General features: G+C 43.9%; 25 protein-coding genes and 1 pseudogene. 13 read left to right on the top strand and 13 right to left on the bottom strand.

The genetic code is table 11. The features are described 5' to 3' along the window. Window positions 1-18 precede the first annotated feature (18 nt). Genes L5M38_RS15650 through L5M38_RS15660 form a run of 3 tightly spaced genes read right to left on the bottom strand, consistent with a single transcriptional unit; the run spans window position 19 to window position 3028 of the window. A complete protein-coding gene (locus L5M38_RS15650; protein ID WP_263179611.1) occupies window positions 19-1089 on the bottom strand; it encodes a RodZ domain-containing protein in 1071 nt (356 codons plus the stop codon). Beyond that, on the bottom strand, window positions 1086-1874 hold the full coding sequence (gene pilW, locus L5M38_RS15655) for a type IV pilus biogenesis/stability protein PilW (RefSeq protein ID WP_263179612.1): 789 nt from the start codon (window positions 1872-1874) through the stop codon (window positions 1086-1088). Before pilW ends, L5M38_RS15650 begins: the two co-directional genes overlap by 4 nt. A gap of 32 nt (window positions 1875-1906) precedes the next feature. Further along, on the bottom strand, window positions 1907-3028 hold the full coding sequence (locus L5M38_RS15660; RefSeq protein WP_028761256.1) for a bifunctional tRNA (adenosine(37)-C2)-methyltransferase TrmG/ribosomal RNA large subunit methyltransferase RlmN: 1122 nt from the start codon (window positions 3026-3028) through the stop codon (window positions 1907-1909). Between the two features lie 151 nt (window positions 3029-3179). Here L5M38_RS15660 and L5M38_RS15665 point away from each other — a divergent pair, with 151 nt between their 5' ends. Beyond that, window positions 3180-4271: a CNNM domain-containing protein gene (locus L5M38_RS15665; protein WP_028761257.1), complete on the top strand. Its 1092-nt coding sequence runs from the start codon at window positions 3180-3182 to the stop codon at window positions 4269-4271. A gap of 144 nt (window positions 4272-4415) precedes the next feature. Then, window positions 4416-6161, top strand: a complete 1746-nt coding sequence (locus L5M38_RS15670) for a bifunctional metallophosphatase/5'-nucleotidase (RefSeq protein WP_263179613.1) — start codon at window positions 4416-4418, stop codon at window positions 6159-6161. Window positions 6162-6245: 84 nt separating this feature from the next. On the opposite strand, the gene L5M38_RS15675 is transcribed toward L5M38_RS15670, so the two are convergent. Beyond that, the gene (locus tag L5M38_RS15675; RefSeq protein ID WP_263179614.1) at window positions 6246-7139 is read right to left on the bottom strand and encodes a LysR substrate-binding domain-containing protein; all 894 of its coding nucleotides are present in this window, start codon (window positions 7137-7139) and stop codon (window positions 6246-6248) included. Window positions 7140-7322: 183 nt separating this feature from the next. Here L5M38_RS15675 and L5M38_RS15680 point away from each other — a divergent pair, with 183 nt between their 5' ends. Beyond that, window positions 7323-7766 carry a DoxX family protein gene (locus L5M38_RS15680; RefSeq protein ID WP_263179616.1) on the top strand — a complete coding sequence of 148 codons (444 nt, stop codon included), beginning with the start codon at window positions 7323-7325 and terminating at the stop codon, window positions 7764-7766. A gap of 12 nt (window positions 7767-7778) precedes the next feature. Then, a complete protein-coding gene (locus tag L5M38_RS15685) occupies window positions 7779-8489 on the top strand; it encodes a pirin family protein (RefSeq protein ID WP_263179617.1) in 711 nt (236 codons plus the stop codon). Between the two features lie 242 nt (window positions 8490-8731). Here L5M38_RS15685 and L5M38_RS15690 read toward each other — a convergent pair whose 3' ends face one another. The 5 genes from L5M38_RS15690 to L5M38_RS15710 all read right to left on the bottom strand — a co-directional run bounded on the left by L5M38_RS15690 (window position 8732) and on the right by L5M38_RS15710 (window position 11391). After that, complete coding sequence (locus L5M38_RS15690) at window positions 8732-9256, bottom strand: GNAT family N-acetyltransferase (protein ID WP_173243682.1); 525 nt, start codon at window positions 9254-9256, stop codon at window positions 8732-8734. A gap of 166 nt (window positions 9257-9422) precedes the next feature. After that, window positions 9423-9944, bottom strand: a complete 522-nt coding sequence (locus L5M38_RS15695) for a GNAT family N-acetyltransferase (protein WP_219250966.1) — start codon at window positions 9942-9944, stop codon at window positions 9423-9425. A 186-nt stretch (window positions 9945-10130) separates the two neighbouring features. After that, complete coding sequence (locus tag L5M38_RS15700; RefSeq protein ID WP_006082493.1) at window positions 10131-10433, bottom strand: hypothetical protein; 303 nt, start codon at window positions 10431-10433, stop codon at window positions 10131-10133. A 125-nt stretch (window positions 10434-10558) separates the two neighbouring features. Next, the gene (locus tag L5M38_RS15705) at window positions 10559-10768 is read right to left on the bottom strand and encodes a DUF3820 family protein (RefSeq protein ID WP_006082494.1); all 210 of its coding nucleotides are present in this window, start codon (window positions 10766-10768) and stop codon (window positions 10559-10561) included. A gap of 152 nt (window positions 10769-10920) precedes the next feature. Then, window positions 10921-11391 carry a GNAT family N-acetyltransferase gene (locus L5M38_RS15710; RefSeq protein ID WP_105251887.1) on the bottom strand — a complete coding sequence of 157 codons (471 nt, stop codon included), beginning with the start codon at window positions 11389-11391 and terminating at the stop codon, window positions 10921-10923. A gap of 526 nt (window positions 11392-11917) precedes the next feature. On the opposite strand from L5M38_RS15710, the gene L5M38_RS15715 reads away from it, so the two are divergent. The 6 genes from L5M38_RS15715 to L5M38_RS15740 all read left to right on the top strand — a co-directional run bounded on the left by L5M38_RS15715 (window position 11918) and on the right by L5M38_RS15740 (window position 18033). After that, entirely contained in the window at window positions 11918-12724 is an 807-nt protein-coding gene (locus L5M38_RS15715; RefSeq protein ID WP_263179618.1) for a division plane positioning ATPase MipZ, read from the top strand. Further along, on the top strand, window positions 12684-13148 hold the full coding sequence (locus tag L5M38_RS15720; RefSeq protein ID WP_263179619.1) for a CopG family transcriptional regulator: 465 nt from the start codon (window positions 12684-12686) through the stop codon (window positions 13146-13148). Before L5M38_RS15715 ends, L5M38_RS15720 begins: the two co-directional genes overlap by 41 nt. Window positions 13149-13397: 249 nt before the next feature. After that, a complete protein-coding gene (locus L5M38_RS15725; RefSeq protein ID WP_263148749.1) occupies window positions 13398-14801 on the top strand; it encodes an ABC transporter substrate-binding protein in 1404 nt (467 codons plus the stop codon). Next, entirely contained in the window at window positions 14788-16527 is a 1740-nt protein-coding gene (locus L5M38_RS15730; RefSeq protein WP_263179621.1) for a GGDEF domain-containing protein, read from the top strand. The genes L5M38_RS15725 and L5M38_RS15730 overlap by 14 nt, the downstream gene beginning before the upstream one ends. Window positions 16528-16636: 109 nt before the next feature. Beyond that, window positions 16637-17461, top strand: a complete 825-nt coding sequence (locus tag L5M38_RS15735) for a zinc-dependent peptidase (RefSeq protein ID WP_263165742.1) — start codon at window positions 16637-16639, stop codon at window positions 17459-17461. A 23-nt stretch (window positions 17462-17484) separates the two neighbouring features. Next, a complete protein-coding gene (locus tag L5M38_RS15740; protein WP_105251882.1) occupies window positions 17485-18033 on the top strand; it encodes a nuclear transport factor 2 family protein in 549 nt (182 codons plus the stop codon). Between the two features lie 98 nt (window positions 18034-18131). On the opposite strand, the gene L5M38_RS15745 is transcribed toward L5M38_RS15740, so the two are convergent. Beyond that, on the bottom strand, window positions 18132-19607 hold the full coding sequence (locus tag L5M38_RS15745) for an HDOD domain-containing protein (protein WP_263179622.1): 1476 nt from the start codon (window positions 19605-19607) through the stop codon (window positions 18132-18134). 194 nt (window positions 19608-19801) lie between these two features. After that, window positions 19802-20815: a low-specificity L-threonine aldolase gene (gene ltaE, locus L5M38_RS15750; protein WP_263148737.1), complete on the bottom strand. Its 1014-nt coding sequence runs from the start codon at window positions 20813-20815 to the stop codon at window positions 19802-19804. A 343-nt stretch (window positions 20816-21158) separates the two neighbouring features. Here ltaE and L5M38_RS15755 point away from each other — a divergent pair, with 343 nt between their 5' ends. The 3 genes from L5M38_RS15755 (at window position 21159) to tpx (ending at window position 23326) form a co-directional block, all read left to right on the top strand. After that, window positions 21159-21749, top strand: coding sequence for an OmpA family protein (locus L5M38_RS15755; protein WP_263179623.1), 591 nt, complete (start codon window positions 21159-21161; stop codon window positions 21747-21749). Between the two features lie 32 nt (window positions 21750-21781). Continuing rightward, entirely contained in the window at window positions 21782-22609 is an 828-nt protein-coding gene (locus L5M38_RS15760) for a mechanosensitive ion channel family protein (protein WP_028761273.1), read from the top strand. Between the two features lie 123 nt (window positions 22610-22732). Next, complete coding sequence (tpx, locus tag L5M38_RS15765) at window positions 22733-23326, top strand: thiol peroxidase (RefSeq protein ID WP_105251878.1); 594 nt, start codon at window positions 22733-22735, stop codon at window positions 23324-23326. Between the two features lie 76 nt (window positions 23327-23402). Here the strand turns inward: tpx and L5M38_RS15770 are convergent, their stop codons facing one another. Further along, window positions 23403-24044 (bottom strand): trimeric intracellular cation channel family protein, encoded by a 642-nt coding sequence (locus L5M38_RS15770; protein WP_028761275.1) that lies wholly within the window; start codon window positions 24042-24044, stop codon window positions 23403-23405. A 345-nt stretch (window positions 24045-24389) separates the two neighbouring features. Next, window positions 24390-24624: pseudogene (locus L5M38_RS15775) on the bottom strand (IS4 family transposase); the annotation flags it as partial.

Here is a 24624-nt window from a genome sequence, read left to right on the forward strand (position 1 = left end):
CAGATCATTACGCGGTCGTTAGGCTTTAGGCAAGGTTAAACGCGCGACTCGTCCCTTGGGGAAATCCGCTAGGCTAACAATTTGACCATCTAAGCTTAAGGTCGCTACATGGGGTGCACCTAAAATGACTTTAAACGGCGGTACACCGCTCACTTGCACTGTTGCGCCAGCGCCTTTAACACCATCGACTAACGCTTTACCTTTAGCATCAACAATATTTATCCAGCAATCACCCGTCAACTGGACATCTATAATCGATTGTCCTGCAACAGCAACTAAAGTACTTACTGCAGTGGCAGTGGTCGTTGATGTTGTGGTCGGTGAAGGCGTTGCACTAACAGGCTGTTGGACCACAGGAGCTGTCGTTTGCGGAACCGATGGCGTTGTCGTAGTGGCTGCGATTGCTGAACCGCCATCTTCATTACTCGTATCAACGGTCTGAGGATAATTATTGTCCGTTGGTCCTGTGCTGACATCAATAGTGCTTGCATCAGTATCTTTAATTGGACCATCGATAGACATTGAGCCGTTTGCGGCAATCTCAGTCAAACGAGGACTGGCATCCGTTTCGGTCAATAACACATCACCTGGCAGCGTCTGATTCGCTGCTGCGACCTCTTCAGCCGTGGGTTGCGACACATCAATAGTGCTTAGCAAGGTCGTTTTTTGCATCCACCAGACGACTAACGAACCGAGTAACACTATGACGATAAAAATACTCAGCCAAGTTAAACGTGTATCGCGAGCTTGATATGTGGTTTTGCGTGAAAAACTTTGCATTGCAGGCTCAGTCACAACTGGCACTTGCTGCACAAGACAAGCTTCAATCAAAGCCGCATCGGCACTGACCATACGCGCGTAGTTTTTCACATAGCCACGTACATAAGTCGATGAGGCTATATTCGTAAAATTGTCAGCTTCAATATCTTCAATAATACGAGGACGTAGATGCAGCTTTACAGCGGCATCTTGAATACTAAGGCCCATTTTTTCGCGGGCGGCTTTTAATAAAGTACCAAGCGTGACATCTAGCGCGACTGATTGCGGTGCTACCGACTCAACTGGCGCATTGGTTTCATGATCTTTCATTGATGCAAATTAACTCTGTATTGCTTGGCCTGAGGTGATGCTGGGAATTTGGCAAGCAATAAAATACCAAATCTCTTCACAGCGGCATCATCATTCACTGCCTGCTCTATTTTGATCCCGAGCGCTAAACTTTCTGGAGTTTGCTCAGCCACTTGGTGATAGCGCGCTAATTGGTTTCGCGCCTGAATAAAATCACCTTGATCGACTTCTAACTCTGCCAACTCCAGTAATGACACCGAGCGTCTCGGGTCATACTTTAACGCCATCTGAAAATACTGTCGTGCCTTTTCTGCTTGTCCTGCTTCGCGACTACAAAGACCTAAGTTCTCATAGCTTGAGGCAGTGCGCGTATATTTGGGCATTTCAATTGCGGCCAAAAACATTTTTTCAGCTTTGTTGTATTGCTTTTGTTGGCACAAAAACACCCCGAAATTATTTATGGAATCGCCAGAGGCGTCCTTAGTACTAATGGCATTCATGTACGACTCTTCGGTACGCACTAAATCGCCCACGGTTTGATAGTAATAAGCCAGAGCGGTATGCACATCTTCGAGCTCTGGAGCATATTCTAATGCTTTATCAAGATTGTATTTGGCTTGTTCCGTGCTACCTCGATTTAAATAGGTTAAACCGAGCTGCATCCGCTCTCTTGCGGCGGCGACTTTGTCTAACTTTCGTTCCGAAACAGGAATATCTGTCCCAGTATAAGTACGCTCAGTGACGCATCCTGTCATCAATAATGACAGGCTTAAAATCAACGAAAACCTTGGCAATCCATGCTTCATGGGCAAGCCTATAAATCTGTGCAAACAAAGAGTTAATTCATTGTGACTGAAATCTGGTTTTCTTGCATGCGTTTTTTCGCTAAACGTTTCGTTCTGTCGCGAATATCGCCAGCTAACTGACCGCAAGCGGCATCAATGTCATCACCACGGGTTTTACGTACGATGACAGTAAAACCGTATTCCATAAGAACCTTAGAAAAACGGTCGATACGTGAATTAGATGAGCGGCCATAAGGCGAGCCAGGATACGGATTAAATGGGATCAGATTCACCTTACATGGCGTATCTTTCATTAACTTCGCTAACTCATGAGCTTGGTCTGTGCTGTCGTTGATATGATCTAGCATCACATATTCAACCGTCACGCGGCCGCGGTTAGCATTTGATTTAGCAATATAGCGACGAATACCCGCTAAAAACTCATCCAGCGGATACTTTTTATTGATCGGAACCAGAATGTCACGCAACTCATCATTGGGAGCATGAATACTGACAGCAAGTGCCACATCGATGGCATCGCCCAGTTTATCTAACGCTGGCACTACGCCTGAGGTTGATAAGGTCACGCGGCGCTTTGATAAACTAAAACCAAAATCATCGAGCATGATGTCCATCGCAGGGATCACATTGGCTAAATTGAGTAATGGCTCACCCATGCCCATCATCACGACGTTAGTGATCGGACGCTCGCCCGTGTCTTTTGCAAATCCTAAAAAGTGCGACACGCGCCAGATTTGGCCGACGATTTCAGAAACCGTTAAGTTACGATTAAAACCTTGCTGACCCGTCGAGCAGAAAGTACATTCCAGCGCACAGCCAACCTGTGAAGATACACACAAGGTCGCACGATCATCCTCAGGAATATAAACCGTTTCCACTTCTTGGCCTTGGCCAACATTGATTGCAAATTTTATCGTACCATCGGTCGATTTTTGGAAACTCGAAATTTCTGGTGCAACGATCTCGCAACGGGCCGCCAACTTTTGACGTAACACTTTGTTGATGTTGGTCATCTCTTCGAAGTCACTGACACCGAAATGATATAGCCATTTCATGAGCTGATCGGCACGAAAGGGTTTTTCACCCATTTCCGCAAATAATGCGCGCATCGCCTTACGATCAAGGTCTAATAAATTGATCTTCTTTTCACTCATATAGCTAACCTCAACACCAAAAACCGGATCCTGCAACAGGGCGGCGAATTATACAGACGCAAATAAATTTTAGCCAGTAACTCAATTCACCTATGATAGAATCTCCAAGGGCTAATATTGGCCTAAAATACGGAGTTGTAATTCCACCTATATGTTAACCCTCATCATTATAGTGCTTGTCGCTGTCGCTGTTTCTTTTCTGTGCAGTGTGTTCGAAGCTGTTCTGTTATCGGTTACCCCAAGTTATATCGCATCACTCGAACAAACTGACAGTGCCGCAGCCGCGCGCTTGCGTAGATTGAAAGAGAATGTCGAAGCCCCTTTGGTGTCAATCCTTACCCTAAATACTATCGCTCATACCGTCGGTGCCGCCGTTGCAGGTGCGCAAGCGGCTAAAGTATTTGGTGACGATATGTTAGGTGTTTTCTCGGGCGTATTAACCTTTATTATTCTGTTTTTCTCAGAAATCATTCCTAAATCATTGGGTGCAAACCATTGGCGTCGCCTCGCACCAAGTGTTTCTGTTGCCGTGCTGTGGATGAAGCGTACCACTAAACCGCTGATCTGGATGTCACAGCAAGTCACTCGCCTAATGGGCAAAGGTGATGAAGGCCACTATATACGCCAAGAGATGAGTGCTATGGCCAAAATTGGCCATGAATCCGGTGAGCTTGATGAGCAAGAGTCAAAAATTTTGACGCAAATGCTGAAGGTGCGAGATATGCCAGTCACGGCGATCATGACGCCGCGCACTGTGATGTTTTCTTTGCCCATAGATCTCACCCAAAATGAGTTTGTGCGCCAATACCGCGACAAGCCTTTTACCCGAATTCCAGTTTACGACCAAGATCATGATGATGTGATTGGTTACATTACCCGCACCGATGTATTGCTAGCAGAGCGTTACACGCCAGAAGCACCGATTGGTGAACTTAAACGAAGTTTATTTGTGGTGCCTGAAACCGCAAAAATACTGCCACTTTTTGAGCGTATGATTAAACGTAACACCCAAATTGCGATGGTGGTCGACGAGTACGGCAGTAGCCAAGGTATCGTAACTCAAGAAGATATCATCGAATCTATGTTAGGATTAGAGATTGTCGATCTAAACGACCCCGCGACCGATATGCAGCAATTGGCACGTAAACTTTGGACTAAGCGCATGAAGCAAAAAGGCATTCGCCTATCCGATGACGGTGATTTTGAAGCCGCATCCGATGATGACGAAGCCAAATCCGGCTGAAGGCTAACCAAGTTTAGTGCTTGTTAATATAAAGGGAGCCTAGCTCCCTTTATTCTTTTAGAATGCGGATGACTCAGAACCCTCTGAAACTCGCATTTTCAGGTTGCTTGGGTATATACTCACCCGCCGTAATAGAGGTAAGTTATGACACAGAGCTACACACTCTCACTCGCGCACATTAATGACACCCATTCGAATTTTGAACCCTGCCGCGTCCAATTTAGCCTTAACATAGGCCAACATAAGCTAGATGTGACCAGCCATAGCGGTGGTTATGCCCGCATCGGCCATCACATCACAAAAGCGCGTCACACCGCTGCACAAACCAATACTCCTTTTATTTTCCTGCATGGTGGTGACTGCTTCCAGGGCACGCTGTATTTCAGCCATTTTAAAGGTAAGGCCAACGCCCACTTACTCAATCTGTTGGCACCTGATGCTATGGTCATTGGCAACCACGATATCGATGAAGGTAACGCCAGACTTGCCGAGTTTGCCAAGCAAATTGATTTCCCATTGCTTGCGGGCAATATGGATTTAAGCCAAGAAGATCTCAACAAACACGGTTGCCTGCGAGGTTTGCCTAATATCTTGGATTATGATCATGAGCAAAAACGCGCGAAATACCTGCTTAAGCCCTTCCACGATAAGACCTTAGCCATTGTCGGTATTACCTTAGATCAGATGAAAGAGATCGCTCGTCCCGATCCCGACACCCATTTTGTCGATGCTATCGCCACTACCGCGCGCACGGTTGAGCACCTTAAAAATCAAGGTATTAAGCATATTATCGTGCTCAGTCACTTAGGCTTAGATCAGGATAAACGCCTCGCGGCCGAAGTCGATGGTATTAGCCTTATCGTCGGCGGTCACACGCATACGCTACAGGGGGATTTTCGCGCCTTAGGTTTGAGCAACCTGCCCTACGGTGAAGTCATCAATAACACGCCCATAGTGCATGCGGGTAAGTATGCCGAAGTCGTCGGCTTAGCCGAGATAACGTTTGACGCTGATGGGAAAGTGCTGAATTTAAAGGGCGGCAACTACTTCATGCTAGATCAACACTTTATCTTAAGTGCTAACACGGCCGTCGATAACCAAGATTACCAAGCTGTGCGCCAGCAGCTTAATCAGCATCCGAATATCTTTTGGGATGATGCCGATGCCGATATCGATGGCGTGATCCGAGATATCTACAAACCGGCTATCGCAGAGATGGAAAACAAAGTGTTAGCACTGGTGCCGAAGAACTTAGTCCATACCCGCTTACCCTCTAAAGCCCTGCCCCACGGCAGTGAAATAGCACCTTGGGTGAGTCGCAGCATGTTCCAAGAAGCCAAACTGGTCGACCCAAGAGTGAACTTTGCTCTGCATAATGCTGGCGGTGTGCGCCAATCGGTGGCCCAAGGACAATTGACACTAGCCGATGTGATGGGGCAATTACTCCCCTTCGAATTACCATTAGTTAAGTATGAAATTCAAGGTCAGTTTCTCTATCAAGCGCTCGAATCGGCGATTAACGCGGCAACCAACAACAGTGTCCGTGGTACAGGTGCGGGTAGTTTCCCCTACACTTACGGCCTACGGTATTACTACGATGGGCGACGCCCACTGGGTGAACGTTTATTCAGACTAGAGATGATGCAGCAAGACAGTCAATCTCTTTGGTATCCGGTTGAGCCTGAGTCACTTTACGTAGGAGTTTCAACATCTTATACCGCCGCTGGTAAAGAAGGTTATTCTCCATTGTTGCAAGCCCGCTGGCAGGAGTCGATGGAGTCACTGACTTTGCCACAGGCCTTTATTCGATTCTTGAATCGCTCACCGAATTTGTCTGATTTATTGTCACAGCATGTGCATTACACCAGCCACAGCCAACGTATAGGTTAGGCGCTATGATCCTCATGGCGTAAGCATTAATGCTGTGAGGAACAAAGTGAGTGGTTGCTTACAAAGCGCTAAACAAACTTGAGCTTAAAATTGCCAATCACATTGCGATAAACGCGCAGTAAACCAATCCTGCGCCTTGCCTTCAGCATATTTACGCCATGCCATAAACACAGCTTGCGTTGGGCGCGGCATTTCCACATGACAAGCCACTAGGCTTCCCGCCGCCAACGCATCTAAGATCAAGTGCTTTGGAATGTAACCCACACCTAATCCCAATTGCTGTGCCTTAATTTTGGTCTGCATATTCGGCACTCGGATCACTTGGCGACTATCAAATAAACCACTTGATCGCTGTGCTAGGGCGGTCGAACTGTCTGCCACCACAATAGAAGGAAATTGCAACAATGCCTCGGTCGGAATTGGGCCAGCATGTTGCGCCAATGGGTGCGCGGGATTTAAAGCAAATACAAACTCCAACTCCCCAATTTCAACCACATGATATTGGCCTTTGGGCAACTCCCCTGTTACGCCGATGGCGATATCGGCACGGCCAGAATAGAGCGCATCCCAGCCGCCACCTAAGGACTCTTCGCTGATATTCACAGTCACTTGCTTACCCAGCTCAGTAAACTCACCAATCAACTGCAGCAGGGGTAAATCCGGCACCACTGTATCTATAGCTAAGGTCAATGAAGACTCCCAGCCTGTCTCGAGTTGACGCACCGCCTCTTCGAGCCTTGATGTTGCCGCAAGGATTTCTCTGCCTTGGCGCAGCACAAGTTGACCGACTAAGGTCAGCTCGGCGCGCTGGCCCTTACGTTCAAATAATTTTGTGCCTAAATCGCTTTCCAGTTTCTGCACTGTGTAGGTCAGTGCCGACGGCACCCGAAACAAGGACTCGGCCGCTGCGGAAAAACTGCCTTTCTTATCAATAGCATCGAGCACGATTAATCCATCGAGACTAATAGATGGCAACATAAAAACCTCATATTCAAATTATTTGAAGTCGACATTGAAAATGTTCCGATTTTCTTTGCCAAAGGTCAAGTCTACACTGCTTAGCAATGGAGAGGTTCTACGGAACTGCAGCCAAACTGACTTAAGACTGAGTGAACAATACCCTTAACTATTCGTTAAATAATTTGAAATGAGGAATATCCCATGAAAGCACTGATCGCAAAAACACTGAAATCAGCCCCTAGTCTTGCCCCACTGGCACTGCGTATTCCTATCGGGATTATCTTAATCGCCCATGGTTCACAAAAACTGTTTGGCTGGTTCGGTGGGTACGGCTTAGAAGGCACTGGACAATGGATGGCATCCATAGGTTTGACGCCAGGTTACTTAATGGCACTGATGGCAGGTTCAAGCGAATTTTTCGGCGGCCTATTCCTGTTACTTGGCCTGCTGACTCGCCCAACCGCCCTCGTCTTGTCATTCACTATGGTTGTGGCGATTTTCTCGGTACATATAGGCAACGGTCTGTTCCTTGCCAATAACGGTTACGAATTTGGTCTCGCCCTACTCGCAGCCACAGTGTCATTGGCGGTTTCAGGCGCCGGTAAGTTCGCTGTAGATAACCTATTCGCTAACCGCATCAAATAAAGGGGAAGCAAGATGATCACATTAAGAAAAGCACAGGATCGCGGTCAAGCAGACTTAGGCTGGCTAAAGAGTCAACATACCTTCTCTTTCTCTAGCTACTATGACCCAGAGCACATGGGGATATCATCCCTAAGAGTCATCAACGATGACAGAGTGGCACCCGGTGCAGGTTTTGATACCCATGGTCATAAAGACATGGAGATAATCAGTTACGTGATATCCGGCACTATCGCCCACAAGGATAGCTTCGGCAATATCAAAACCTTACCCGCAGGTGAGTTTCAATTGATGTCCGCAGGTAAAGGCATTTACCACAGCGAGTTTAATGCCTCTAAAACCGAGCCGCTGCACTTTTTACAGATTTGGATCCGCCCAGATACTTTAGGCATAGATGCGGGCTATCAGCAAAAAGCATTTGAGCAAAGCTCACCACTGACGGCTGTAGTGACACCAAACGGTGAAAATGGCACGCTCAAAGTGCAACAAGATGCGACCCTATATCGTTTAGTGTTGAGTGAAGGCGAAAAAATGACGATGGACAGAAACGCCGCTCAAGCAAATCGTCATCTGTTTGTTCAATTGATTGAAGGTACGTTGGATATCAATGGCACAACACTCATGGCTGGGGACGGCGCACATCTGACACAACTCGCGAGTGTCGACTTTACTGCAACAAGCGACCCAGTTACCGCATTAGTGTTCGATTTATCGCCTAACGCATAATACAAGTGATTTAGCAAAGCGATTCAATAATGCGGCTTCACTATTTATTAGTTATTGGTTATTCACAAACTACCAAGCAAACGATTGAGTAAGTGATTAGATGCCAGCTTAATAAGCACTCACCTAGAAGCACTGCCACAAGTCATCTTTGGCAGTGTTTTTTATTGGCGCTTCTATGGCGATGTTATAAAGCAGTGCTAACGGCTTCGTTTAGCTACCAGAACAGCCCTTGATAAGCTGAGTTAGAGGGCGAGCGTCATGCTGAAGTTAACCAACACTTGAGCTTGGCCCTGTGCTTTATCCGCCGCATTCAAAAAACGCTTATGTTCATTACGACGAATACTGCGAAATCCCTGTTTCTCAAAAAAAGGCCGCGCGAGATAGGATGCTTCAACCGTTAATCGTTTCAGCGCTAAGATTTTAACTTCTTCAAACAACGCAAAATACAAAGAGGTAGCCACCCCAGAACGGGCATATTCTGGATGAACAAACAAACATTCCACTTCAGCAGCGGCTTCAACATCGCTGTCGGCGCCTATCTTAAGATTGATAAAACCCACCAGCATATTATCGGTTTCGGCAACCCAAATAGTGGTTCCCTGTAAGCGTTCAAGCCAATAGTTCTCACTGCGGATCTCACCTTCGATATAAGCCCAAGCAGAGCGCTCGGCAAACGAGTAAAACTCGCCAGAGCCTTGCATTACACTCGCCTCAAAGATTGCCGCCAACTGCGAGACATCCGATGGCGTAAATAGTCGAATCTTCATTCTCTGCCCTCCATCTTGAATCATTAATTGACTTAGATTAACCGAATTCTAATTTAAGCTAAACAGTGCTTATTTAGTTAAATAGTGTCACTAAACGGCGTTAAGCTAATGTTTTACTGTGGAATACCTTACATCACTTTCTAGCTGAAACCATAGTAAACGCGCGTTAAATATTCTTTCCTATATTCTTTTCCATATAGAAACCGGGGATCACTTGCCCAAGTTTTTGCTGATAACTGCGCTGTATTTGAATAAATCCCATCCGAGTAAACAAGCCTTTAGAGAGATAAGATGCGTCCAAGCTCAAGCGCACATAGCCTTGTGCCTTAGCCCAAGCTTCTAAAACAAGATAAGCGCGCTCACCTAATCCCTGACCTTGATAATCTGGATGTATATATAAGCTATCTAAGTAACCTTGACGGGGGAAATGGGTTTCGACATTGATAAAACCGCAACAAACAGAAGAAGCAGTCGCTTCATCTATGGCTAAAACCACCCACGCCTTCGAGCGACGTAACCGTAAATCCCAATGTTTAGCCGATCTTGGCGCCGCAGACCAAGCCATAAGCTGCGCCTGCGCATAACGAACATGGGTAATGCTGTGCACGCAAAGGTGAAATAACTCACTCACTTCACGTGCATAACATGACTGATAAGGCTGGATCTCGAACTGTTCAAACGCCATCACTTGAGTGATCCCCTGCTGAGTAATAACGGCTAGAAAAATAGCCGCTATTTTGCCGCCTTTGTCCCCATCGAGATAGTCACAAACTCAGATTTAGCGGCATTGAACGCTAAAAACAAAAACGGCCTCGAAAGTATCGAAGCCGTTGAATTACAGAGGCGCTCAGGTTAGCGCACTCGATACTGCTGACTATTTCTTATCGATTTGGCCAACAAATAACAGTTTATCAAAGGTGCGGTTCAAGGTTTTGCTGGTGAATTCGTTCATCCACATTTGCTCAACCACAGCCACTTTATCGCCTTTGCTCACTTCAGTTTGAGGACCCGCGGCCCAAAAAGTGGTATCAGCTTCTTTAATCTGTACGTAGGTGTAACCACCACCGTTCATCGTATCAACAACAGTACCTTCGTGGGTGACACCCTGAGCCCAAGCACTTGACATGCCTAACGCTAAAGTCGCTACTGCCGCTAATTTTACCCATTTTGCCATCATGCCTGCGTTCCTTTTGTTTTGCTAATATGCTGCATTAAAGCACGCTAAAAACAATAAATCGCTAATCTCTATCACGAAATACAACACTTATCGCAAAAGCAGTATTTTTCTTAAAAGACGGGAACTCATTTCAACAGCGGTTTTAGCATGCCTTCTAAGCCATTAAGTTTGATTTCGTACATTAGCGCTAATTGCTCACCAAGTTTCCCCTGAGGAAAACCTTGCTTATGGAACCACACCAGATAAGGTTCGGGTAATTCGAGCAACTTACGTCCAGCGTACTTACCAAAGGGCATTTTTTGATTAACAGCATCAATAAGGAGTTGCTGATCCATAGGTTGTTATCTCATACAGAACGTCACGATAATCCTACGGATGCTACAACATAAGCGAACGAATGTCGCCGTTAACTCACGCAAAAGTAACTATATACCCAAGGGCTAAAATACGCGCTAGCTAACATCCAAAAGGCATTATCACACGAATATTAAGCGATAATTTTTAACAGATTAGGCCCTAAGTTAGCGCAGGGAGCATACTGAAAACCATATTCACTACATAAGCGTTCATGCTCACCATGGGCGGTCATACTGACACAAGTTCCCGCACTCGCATGGTCATCAACAAAAGCCATCACCCGCTCAAGTATTATCTTTGCTAGCCCGTAGGATTGGTATTCGGGTAAGACAATAAAATCTTCAATCATCAAATGCCCGGGCTTGTTGCCATAAACACACGCCGTTGCCAATAGATTAGACTTAGCGGCCCCAGCGCCGGCATGCTCCAATTCAGTCTTGTCACTTAATCGAATAGAGACCCAGAACAATGCCTGTACATCCGCAAGTTCAACGCCAATAGAAGGGAGGCCAACTGTGGCCCGCAGATTAAGTAGTTCATGAAATAACGGTGCAGTTTCAACGAGTTCAAACTTAATAGGCATAATAGTTTTGATATCCATTTGGCATCCCTTCTCCATGGTTGAAATTTCAAGCGATTTAGACGTCAGTCTATAGAGATGATAAAGCCAGCATTTGGCAGTTTGATGACAAGTGCCTCACCAAACAAGACCACTTTCGACTGAGAAGCTGATAATTTACTCAGTTCAGTTAATAACATTTAGAAATATAAAATTAACATTTGTACCAAGGAAGAAATAAAAAACTACACCCTAAGTCCTATGCACAGTTACCGATCACCACAAACAACCCTTTTAGCTGACGGATAACAGATAAAACAATGTAAAACCAATAAGATAAAAAAACATTTTTATAAATCCCTCGTCTCATCTTTTTTGTCAAATTAACGACATATGACCAGATACTGACAGAAAAACGCCTACGACAATTTAATTAAAAAACGTCAAAAATCAGCCAATTGACCGAGATTAACATTAGGTTTACATTCGATTTCGGACATCAATGCGGATAGCTCCAAACACATCAACTCGCTGCACAAGGGTCATCAAAAGAATTAAGGAATGCGTCATGATAGTCTTAATCGGTGGAGAAAAAGGCGGCAGCGGTAAAAGTTGCTTGGCCCAAAATATAGCGGTATTTCTAACCACAGAATGTAGCGCCTCAGTCATTATGGTGGACTGCGATCCCCAGCGCACCACCTCTGACTGGATCCATGCAAGAAACAACAATCCGCAACTGGCCAGCATCAATTGCGTACAGCTTTACGGTAAGATCCGTAATGACTTACTCAGTCTTGAGCAACACTATGATGTAGTCATAGTCGACTGCGGTGGGCAAGATAACCTAGCACTACGAGCAACCATGTCAGTCGCCGCTTACATTTTAATGCCCTTAAGACCTAAGCGCCGCGATTTAAAAACCGTATGTCACATGGACGATATCGTCGCGACGTGTAAGATGATTAATCCCAAGTTACGGGCTTCTTTTGTGATCACCCAATGTCCAAGTCTACCCAATCAAGCTAACCGAATTTTAGAGGCCAAAGAAGTCTGTAAAACCTATGATATCCATGTCCTTGACGCGATAACATATTGCCGCAATGTTTATGATGACAGTGAAGAATCAGGATTATCGGTAATTGAAATCGAGCCCATAGGAAAAGCAGCCGAAGAAATTCGAACTATCGCCTGCGAACTATTCCAAGTCGATTGTGCTACCAGCTTAGCCAATCTCCTACATCCCGCGATACACGCTCAGGGGGTGGGTCAAATGCATCATCATTTGACCCATCAAACTCAATCCACTCACACGACTACTCAACAAAGGGGGCAAAATGGGACTCAGCGATCTCAAGAAAAACGCTATGTCATCTAGCAGCTTACAGCACTCGCTTTCGTTAGATGAGTTTATTGAAGCGGCAAACTTGTACGCAATGGGACAAAGTCTGAATAAGATAAAAAGTAATCTAGATCATAAAGCAGATGCAACTGTCACAAAAAACACAGGCTCACAGGCAAATCACATCACAACTGACATGGCCCAGAGCCATTCAAATGTGTTGAGCTTACACAAACAAAGCCTAGAAACAGACGTATTATTCCCGGCAAAAGTAGAAACAAAAACACACTATCGCAAAGCAACATTTTCCCTCAGTGAAGCGGCTATAACCCATCTTGCTACACTGGCAGAAGAAAGCACTATATCCAAATCAAAGCTGCTCCGACTCTTAATTGAACAACACTTCGACCTACCTATTGCCTTGAGGCAATTACGAGAACAACAACGCCAAAACCGTTAACGATTCGCACTACTCCCACCCTTTTCCGGTAACTTAGCTAAGATCGAGTTACCGGCTTTTTACTCAAAAAGTAAAAAACACAATAAAAACCATCATAAAATCGCGGCATAAGTTCTGATCCCACCTATCCTTAAATATACATAATACTGAATTAATGATATTAACTCAGAGTCAATACGTAACATTAAGGTGTTATTTTTGTTAAACCAGATCAGATTTATTTTTCTTTGTTTAACCGCAGCGATAATGATGCCCTGTTACGCAGAATTTTCATTGGCACAAATCCCGCCGCTAACAAACAAAACCCCCATTACTTTGGTCGCTGAAAAAGGATTTTGGACCGACTATTTAACTCAAGAAATGTTACCTAAATTCACCGCAAAAACCGGCGTAAAAGTGCAAGTGGTCAGTACTGAATTAGAGGATATGTTTAACTTACAGACCCAGAATTTACTTCAAGGTTCAGGCAAATACGATTTACTCACAATGGAAGCGGGCTGGGCTAAAGAATGGGCTGCCAATGGTTATACAGTGCCCTTAATTGAACTCGCTAAACTTTACGATCCCGATGGCGAAAAGGCCATGGAGAAATACCTAGAACCCTATTACCCATCCCTACTTAACATCTTGTCCTATCAAGGTGAAATCCATGCTATTCCCTATAACAATTATGTTATGGGAAATCATTATCGAGCAGATCTCTTTGATAATAAAACTGAAAAAGCTCAGTTTCTGCGTCAGTTTGGCTATCCACTCGCACCAGCAAAAACCTTAACAGAGTTACGAGATCAAGCTCAGTTCTTCACTCGTAAAGCAGGCACTATATTGGCGGATAAAATACTGACTCATGACTTTTACGGTCTAGCGCTAATGTCGGGTGATAAGCCCCATATTAACGATGAATTCTCTAGCATGATTTGGAGCTTAGGTGGCACTTGGATGCAGCCCGTCTATAACAGCCAGAAACAGATCTCCCATTTTGAAGTGCCTACCATCAACCATGAAGCCATTGAAGCGGCCAAGCAATATCGCGAATTAATGCCCTATGCTGTTCCCGCTAACGAGCAGTTTGCTTTCAATGAAGCGGCTAATGCTATTGCGACAGGTCAAGCGGCAATGTGGCCTTTTGCCTACAATAATCTGTGGTATAAATCCTTTAAAGTTGAACAGAACATTCTCGGCGCGCGTCTAGCCGTAAGCCAAGTGCCTGGCGGTTATCCCTACAATGGCGCTTATGCCTTTGCCGTTAGCTACGACAGCAAAAACCCTCAAGCTGCCTATTGGCTGCTCAAATATATGGGCACCTATGAGGCACAACATGCCTATGCTATGGGGGGTGGTAATCCCTGTCGTATGGATGTAGTAACAGCCCCAGAATTTAAAGATGAATCTTTAAGAGGCATAGCTGGCGCATTTGAGGCAAGCCACATAGCCAATATGTTTTGGTCTACTAAGGTCTTATCCTTTGGGCATTTCACCAGTACTGCCATGGGACAAATTTACCCTGAACTCAGCCACGCCTGTTTTAGCGCAAGCCGCAGACCCGCTAACAGTGAAGATATTTTCATTAAATTAAGTGCAGAGATAAAACACCTCCAAAATACCTATGGAGAGGTACCTGCTATTGACAAAGAAAATAATGCCAAGCACTAAACCACTGAAAAGTTTGAAACAAAAAATAACCTCAGCCTTCTATATCATAGTGGGCATGGCGCTATTAAATGGTGTTGTCGCCATATTACTGTCACAGCAACTCAAATCAGAAATTGAACACTTAGTCGGGGTAGATGTGGTAAAAGTCACCACCGCGCTGCAACTGGCAAAAAACAGTGAAAAACTACAAATCATTACTGCACGCTTGAATAACTATTATGATGAAAAACAAAGAACTAGCCTGTTAGGTGAACTTTCTGCACAATGGGAATTACTCATCAATGACTCACGACTACTGGCCTCAATAGAAACTTCTACTGTCAATAAGCAAGAATTAAATCACGCCTTAGATACTCAACTGTATTACTTACAACAACTGCCATTACTCAACACGTTAACCGATACTGCCTTACAAGCCAATTCACAGGCAGCCAATATTCAAGCAAACTTAACATCTATGGCGTCGGGATTTAGCGATGAAATGCAAACCCAATTTCAGCGTATTAATACGGACTCTGAACGTCAGCTTAAGCTGAGAAACGTTGACCAGATTGCTTTAAATATCAATACCAATCAGCAGCTATCTTTATTTAGTCATCTAGGAGAACACTTATTTACCCAGTTAACTCAAGTGAATATCATCCACAATCTAGTTGAACTAAACCAAACCCAAAGAGATGCTATGCGACTGCTGTTAAGCATGGAGGCTATGCTTGATAGTATCGGTGGCGATAAAAACTTATATTTTAATTTGTTATCACAAATAAAACAGACCATGGTCGGTGAAGACAACCTCTTTGAACTTTCTCGCAAAGCAATTAGAAGCACTCATATCGCCAATGCGCATTTAGAATACCAAGCTGATGCCGCACAAATCGTTGCGACCTATACGCAGGATCTCGTTAACCAAGTTGAAAATGAAATTCAGCAAACAGGCCGCGAACTTAAAAACGATAGCACCGCATTTATCGTATTAATTTTCTGCAGTGGCATCTTATATTGCTTCTTCATCTGGCTCACCAGTTGGCACTTTATCACTAAGGGAATCATCAAGCCTGTCATGGCGACTCGAGATGCAATGAATGCCATTGCCAATGAAAAACTCGACGCCAGAATGCCTGTCACTGATAACCTAGAGCTCCAGCAAATGGTCAGCTCCTTAGAGACATTAAAAAGCTACGCAGCTCAGGTTAAAGGCATGGCCGAAACCGACGGATTAACTGGCTGCTATAATCGCCGCTATTTAGATTTACAACTACAAAAAGAATTAGAGTATGCAAGGGACCACAACATGCCCCTAGGTATAATTCTGTTTGATATTGATAATTTTAAACAATTTAACGACAGGTATGGTCATGTCGCAGGCGATCAATGTCTTAAGAAAATCGTTAATGCCACCAAATCGATCTTGAAACAACCCACTTACATGCTTGCCCGCTATGGCGGAGAGGAGTTCATGATAGTACTGCCATCGAGCAATCTCGAGGAGGCATATCATTTTGCTGAAATATTACGCAATAAAATCATCAATTTAAAAATACCACATGAAGACTCCCCCCATGACGGCATACTGACCATCAGCGCTGGTATTACTTGCTGGGAGCGATCACAACCTATGGATACGAATAGCTTAATTAATCAAGCTGATGAGGCTCTCTATCACGCCAAACTAACAGGTCGCAATCGTACAGAGACACGACTAAACCAACCAGTTCGCTATTCCTAACCATAAAATGCGGCGACTGTTCAGTTTCTTTTTTCACCAGAGGATTGAGTTACGCTGACTTCACCCCCATTAGCTAATACTAAGTTAATCAGGATAAAGTCAGGGAAGTATGCTCGCTATTGTTATCACGCTTATCCTAGGAATTGGCGCAATTACCTGGCTACTGTCGAGTCGTTGGCGCAGGACCTTACATCGTCGACGAGTCACGATGAAACCTTTTCCAAAAGAATGGCGCAGCATTCTCAAAAAAAGACTGCCTTACTTCCATGCTCTACCCGCAGATCTACAACTGCAACTCAAACGGCATATCCAAATTTTCATCGATGAAAAAGTCTTTATCGGCTGCGATAATTTTGAGATCACGGATGAAGTAAGAGTCACAATCGCGGCCCAAGCCTGTCTACTGCTACTCAATCGTAAAACCGACTTTTACCCCAAACTGAAACAGATTTTGGTCTATCCCGATGCCTTTATCGTCAATAATCAACATAAAGACACTAGCGGTATCGTGTGGGAACAACGCAATGTGCTGGCAGGGGAATCATGGGAATACGGTAAAGTTGTGCTCTCATGGAGAAATACTTTAGATGGCGCCGCCGATCCCCATGATGGTAATAATGTCGTAATCCATGAGTTTGCCCATCAGCTCGATCAAGAAGATGGCCAAGCCAATGGCGCACCCATTCTGCAGCATTTTGCCGACTACAGCACTTGGTCTGAAGTGCTAAGTAGGGAATTTACCCAATTACAACACTGTGCAAATTTTGGCACACCCTCATTATTTAATTATTATGGTGCAACTAATCCCGCTGAGTTTTTTGCCGTCATCACCGAAGTCTTTTTTGAGAAACCAGAGGATTTTTACCAACAACACCCAGACTTGTATCGGGAACTAAGCCGCTTTTATCAACTCGATCCGATAAACTGGCATTAACCCATAAAAGTAGAGGCACGCAAATGCTCAAAGACACTCATGCATTCTCAGTTAAAGGTTCCAATATTAATCGCGCTACCTTGGGGTTACTGCTCAGCGCGTTAATGCTTGGCGGCCTTAATGTAAGCGTACAGGCACAGGACTCGCCAACACAAAGCGCTCAAACGACTTCGAATCCTGATCAACAAGCTGCGGCTCACGTATTAGATTTACTCAACCAATATTCAAGCGATGCCAATTGGGATAAATACTTTGCCCTGTACCGAAAAGACGGCATTTTTATTGGCACGGATGCGAGTGAGCGCTGGGGAATGGCGGAATTTGAACGTTACTCCCGCCCCACAAAAGGTTGGCGCTATGATTTAACTGAGCGTCATTTAATCCAACACGGTAATGTCATATTGTTTGACGAGTTATTAAATAGTCCAGCCTATGGCGTCAGTCGAGGAACTGGCACTTTAATCAAAACCAATGGCAACTGGGAAATAGCGCAATACCATTTAAGCTTTCCCATTCCTAATGAGGTAGCTAAGCAAATAACTGCCGAGATTAAAGCCGCAAACAAACAATAGCGCAGCACTCCCCAAAATACGGTTTGAAAGAGTGCAATTTCGAAAGAATACAGCTTGAAATTAAATCGCTTAAAAAAGTAATCACTTAAGTTATATCGCTATCTCAGGGACACAGTAAAACACACATTAGCTAATTGGGAGAAGTGGATGAAACTTTGAAAATCCACGTCTTCAAATGCCCTTTCCGAAGGGCCCCTATCCGCATAATAAAACCCGATCACTTTACTATCGACTAATAATGGTGCTAATAAAAAGCCTTGACGTGACACATGTTGCGCTTGTAATTCTTTACACTGCTCTTGCCATTTCTTAGAGCTAGGATCATCTACCCAAAGCGGTAACTTATGCTCCATCGCTTGGTAAAATAATCCCCGCCTATCGCTCAAATCGATAATAAACTCTTGCTTAATGGCATCTGCATCACGACCTAATATCACTCTAGGTTGAAGTTGTTTACGGCTTGGTGACAATAACAGCACGCCACACCGGTCAACGCCAACGCCCTCAAGTATACCTTCGAGAACCGTTTGCATGATTTGGTTAAAATCGGCTTTATTAATGGCGAAGCCTGTTAATTCTCGTAGCTTAGCTAACTGAATATTCAAGTTAACTTGATAGACTGGCATATCTAACGGAATGGGAAGTGGAACAGGTTTAACTGTGACCATACGCTTAGGATCTGGTAGATAGTCTAGCAACACCTTAGCACCATATACTTCAGCTAACTTATGGGTCGCATTCGCGCAGCGTTGCATCCGCACCATAAACTCATTCTCTTCTAGTCCAGTAAAACTCGCCGCTTGCGTGATACGTTTCCCTAATTCCTGCTTATCAAGATTAGGCTGAGATAAAATATCGCAGAGCTTATCCGCAATAAAAATAGACCGAATTTCAGGTCTTTGGTCTTCAGGATTATTAACTGCATGGACCAAAAGTTCTCCCAATCCCCAATTGCGGGCAATACTTTGAGTTAATAGTGAAAAAGAAGTGCCGAGGGCTTCGCGGGTTATACTTCGTTCCTCTGCTGGCGTTACACATTCACGCAGTTTTAGATCTAACTCTTCGGTGAACTCACCACCAATACTCCAAAAAGCGCTCTCACCTATGTGATACAGTAAAGAGGCTATAAAAGCTTCCTCCTGCATTTCTTCGTCATAATGGCTCAACATCATCCGTGCAATCATGGCTGCTTGAAATGCTTTAGCCATCAACTTTATTAATCTTTGATATACGTTAGGTGCCAAATTTTTACTCTCTAACAAGCTTGAGAGTAACTTGGCTGTGATACAGATATTTCGCACCGCATCGAAACCAAGCACTATAGCCGCTCGGCTGACAGTGGAGATTTGGCTACTACCTTTATGGTAAATAGCGCTATTAGCAACTCGAAGAATACGAGAGGTTAAGGCGTTATCGTGCATCACGCTACGCCCGAGTAATGCGAGAGAGGAAACGTCATCCTTGGCGAGCTTTTCTAGCGATTTAACAGTCGAACACAGTGCTGGCATTTCCAATTCACTGATCCGATTTGTCCAATAATCGACCCCTTTATTAGTATTGTTATTAGGCTTCAACCTAAAGTTACCTTAGCGATATAATCTTGTTGTTTTTAGTATAGATAAACGCAAACATTTCGCCTGTTGTCTAAAGCTTGTTTTAGCAAATCATTCATTAATTGCTTAATAATTCAACATTAAGCAATATCTGCCGATAAAAATGCCCAAGACAAAGCTCGGGCATTTCAGTAAAACTGAAAATCAATCCACACTTAGGCTTTGAGGTACTGCTTAACAACACGCAACACTTTATCTATGTCCTGACGGCTGACATCTTTATGAGTCACAAGCCGAAGCGTACGCCCTGGGCTTATCAGGATGCCTTCCGCTCGACAGTGTTTAGCCAATAAGTTCGCATCAATATGGGATGCTAATGTAACAAATAACATATTAGTTTGTACTGCGGCTAAATTGACGTCGAACTCACTGAATTCTGCCAACTGCCGAGCTAAGTACGCTGCATTGTCATGATCTTCACTAAGCCGTTGTACTTGCTCAGTTAAAGCAAGCTTACCCGCAGCGGCAAGTATCCCAGCTTGACGCATGCCACCACCAAGCATTTTACGCCAACGAATGGCTTTCTTAATCAAGCGTTCATCACCTAAGAGTAATGAGCCGACTGGCGCACATAATCCTTTGGATAAACAAATCGACACTGAATCAAAGTGCGCCGTGATATCACTTATTGCAATATTCTGCGCAACCGCAGCATTGGCAACTCGCGCACCATCTAAATGAATTTTTAATCCGCGATTAAAGGCTAATGCCTGCGCGTCCGCCAAATAGCTTTGCGGGAGAACCTTACCGCCAATCGTATTCTCTAAACTAAGCAAACGAGTACGAGCAAAATGGATATCATCAGGCTTAATTGCGGCTTCAATGTCAGCTAATGCAATAGTGCCATCTAATTGATTAATTAAAGGTTGAGGTTGAATGCTGCCTAGGACAGCAGCGCCGCCGCCCTCGAACTTATAATTGTGAGCCTGCTGACCGCACAGGTACTCATCTCCACGATCACAATGGGCCATCAAAGCCAATAAATTTGCTTGAGTACCCGAACAGGTAAATAATGCACTTTCAAAGCCAAACATCTCCGCAGCCATATCCTGCAAACTATTTACCGTAGGGTCATCACCGTAAACATCATCACCCACTTCGGCTCTGGACATGGCTAACCGCATGGCTGCTGTTGGCTGGGTAACAGTATCACTGCGTAAATCTATCATCTTGTCCTCAACTTAAAGTTTGCTTGGCGCATAATGGGCTCAAGACTCTAGCGCTAAAGGCTTATTTTGTATAGTTTATCGTCATACTTGTCGACAAATTTACCGATGTAGAACCTCGCTCATGCTTGAAGCAAGTATCGACATACTGACATCTACTAATAAAAACATAAATATACTCAAGATCTTGCCGATATCTATCTGTCGATGTACGGACGCTTGTACGCGTTTAGCTTGGCGAAAAGAGTCTTACTCGTTAGAATGCCACACTAAGATGGTCATGCTACAACAATGCGTTCGCTTTAGTAATTTTGACTAATACTTATCGTTCAATAGGTGATTTGTAGTGAAAAACTCCCAATCTCGATGGATTCAGCTAGCGCTTTTGCTATTAAGTTTAAGCCTAACATCACAGGTATTTGCTTGGTCTGACACTGACCGAGATGGCGTGCCAGATATCAAAGATGCCTGTCCTAACACAGAGCCAAATACACCTGTTATGGCTAATGGTTGTGTGGAAGAAGTCGCTGTGGAAATGACTGCATCACCAGTTTGCGATATGAGTCATTCAAATGCTGAGTTAAACACAGATTGTCATAATATTTCTGCAGCTATGGTGTATTTTGAATTTGCCATTGCCGAGGTTGACTTTTCTCAATGGAAAACTTTAGCCTTAGTAAAAGCATTCTTAGAAACAAATGATGCTGAATTAACCTTAGTAGGCCACACAGATATCGTTGGTACACCAGAGTTTAATTATCAACTATCACTTCAACGCGCTCAAAATGTAAAACGTATTTTGGTTGAAGATTATGGCTTTAATCCAAATCGCTTTACCGTAATAGGTAAAGGTATATCTGAACCTGTAGCGGACAACCGTTCTAGCGAAGGGCGCAGTTTAAATCGACGAGTAGAATTTATCGTCAATAATAAATAATTTTTGTTAGCGTATATTTAGGGAGTTATTCAATGGAAAACCTCGAAGGTTTATTAAAGCAAGCACCAGATCTGATTGTGACTTATGGCTTAAAAACATTATTCGCCATTATCATCTTCTTTGTTGGTAAATACTTTGCAGGCGTAGCACAGAAGCTTGTTCGTAAATTACTGAACAGCCGTAAAGTTGATCCGACAGTCGTTTCATTTGTCGCGAACCTCGCTTGGGCAGTGGTATTTGTTTTCGCGGTTATTGCTACGTTAGGCCAAATTGGCGTACAAACCGCATCACTGGTAGCCGTTATCGGTGCAGCAGGTTTAGCAATAGGCTTAGCGCTACAAGGTTCTCTGTCTAATTTTGCATCGGGTGTGTTAATGGTGTTATTCCGCCCTTGCCGCGTAGGTGACTATATTGAAGCTGCAGGTATCGCAGGCACTGTTGATGAAATAACCATATTCTCAACCAAGCTTCGCACTCCTGATAATAAAGTTATCGTAGCGCCAAACTCATCTATCATGAATGGCACTATCACTAACTACTCAGCAATGGATAGTCGTCGTATCGATTTAGTGATCGGCGTATCTTATTCCGCCGATATCGCACTCACTAAAAAAGTATTGACCGATATTTTAGATAACAACCAGTATGTGTTAAAAGATCCAGCATATACAGTTGGACTTTCTGAATTGGCTAGCTCTTCAATCAATTTCGTGGTTCGTCCTTGGGTAAAAACATCTGATTATTGGACTGCACGTTTCCAACTGCTTGAGCAAATAAAAAATGCATTAGACGCTGCAGATATAGGTATTCCATTCCCACAAATGGATATCCATGTCAAAGAATTACCGCTAAGCAAATAACAATTAGTGGATAAAAAAGGTCGGTAATTACCGGCCTTTTTTTATGGTTCTACGCATCATTTTAGCGTACCTTAATGGACAGATATTAGCGAAGGCACAGATATTCATGTGTAAGGAAATCCAATGCAAAAATATGTTTCATTTTTAGCCGCAAGCTGTATTTATAGCCTAGTTCTGATGAGCCCCAATACACTCGCCAGTGAGAAAACACAGGTTTTAATGGGTGAAAAAACAGTCACCTTAGAAGGGAAAAGACCAAAATTGTCGCAAATGGCGCCGGGGTTTAAAGTCGTTGATGAGCATTTCACGCCAGTGATGCTAAGTGATTTTAAGGGTAAAACTGTACTGATAAGTGCCGTGCCAAGCCTAGATACAGGTGTTTGCGCACTGCAGACGAAGCGCTTCAACAGCGAAGTTGGCCATTTTTCCGATGACGTCATCATGCTAACGATCAGTACCGATTTACCCTTCGCACAGAAGCGTTTCTGTAAAGTGGAAAACGTAGATAAAATCAAAGTGCTATCAGATAGCGTGTGGCGCGATTTTGGTGAAAAGTATGGTTTGTTAATTCAAGATTACGGCTTGCTGGCTAGAGCCATTTTCATCATAGATGCAGAAGGTAAGCTCCAATACCAAGAGTTAGTACCAAACATCACAGAGCATCCTAACTATGATGCTGCCCTTGAAGCCTTGAAAACCCTGCAAGCCCAGCAGTAATTCACCGCTAAAAAACAGGGCAGCCTTAGCTGCCCTTTTGTTTAACGGTTCTATTTCTACGATTTGGTTTTACGATTTAATGTGTATGCTGATCGCCACTGGATTGGTAGTCAAAGGTCGGCATAGACCAATGATATCGCAGCGCCAACATCCGTAAGCTAAAACCAACGCTTAAACAAATAACCAGATTAATCCATTCCGTTAACTGATAGGCTTTTAAGACGATATACAAGCCTGCCGTCAGTAGTGAAATCACCGCATAGAGTTCTTTCTTAAAAATCAAAGGCACTTGGTTACACAGAATATCGCGGATAACGCCACCAAAGACACCAGTGACCAATCCCATAACTACGGCTATTGTTGGGCTAAATCCCAGCATTAACGTCTTTTGTGCGCCCACGATGGAGAATACGGCTAAACCTAAGGCATCAATAGCCAAAAATAACTTAGACAGATAACGCATCACAGGGGCGATAGCGACAGTGAGCAAAGAAGCGAATGCAATCGCAATAAGGTAATGCACATGCTCAACCCAAATTAAGGGGTAATTTCCGAGCATCATATCCCTTAGTGTACCGCCACCAATTGCCGTTGCGCAGCCAATGATCACCACACCAAACAAATCCATCTGCTTGCGGCCAGCCGCCAGAGCGCCCGTCATCGCCTCGGCAATAATCCCAATCAGCCAAAGTAATCCAATAATCTGCGTCTCATGCATCTTTGCTACTACCAACAACTCAAAGAATTGATTCTGCCTGATAACCTCTCAGTTCTATAATGATTTTATTTTGAATTCATCATTAGAAAAATTAATTCATCATCTTACTAATAATCTGATGCAGACTCCTATTACATTATTAATGTTATAGGATAAATATCATACAAAATAGTCAGTTATAAAAATGTTAACTTCACATTGTCATCTATGAAAATAGAATTTTTAATAAGTATTAATAACGTAAATCCAATCAGATGATAAATAACTGCAGATCATCTAATCGAATGGGCAAAACGCATAAAAATCAGCCACAAAAAAGCGGCCCTTAGGCCTAATGCCGTTCACTTAAGAGTGAACGGCATTTTTATTTGGTCTAATTGGGTACTTGTTTTTGCTCATTTTAAGCACTCTTGGATAAGCCCTTTCCCGTTTACCATCCAACTTAAATTGCCGTGCATTGCGTTCTATATCCAATACATCTCTCGGGACATTCCCCGGCGTTTGTGATGGCAGTTGTGTCAGCTTGAAGATGATATGACTCGCAGCATCCCGAAAACTCAGTTGATTGGGATGGACCGAT

This window comes from Shewanella sp. SM101 (assembly GCF_025654465.1).
GTDB classification, from domain to species: Bacteria; Pseudomonadota; Gammaproteobacteria; order Enterobacterales; family Shewanellaceae; genus Shewanella; species Shewanella oncorhynchi.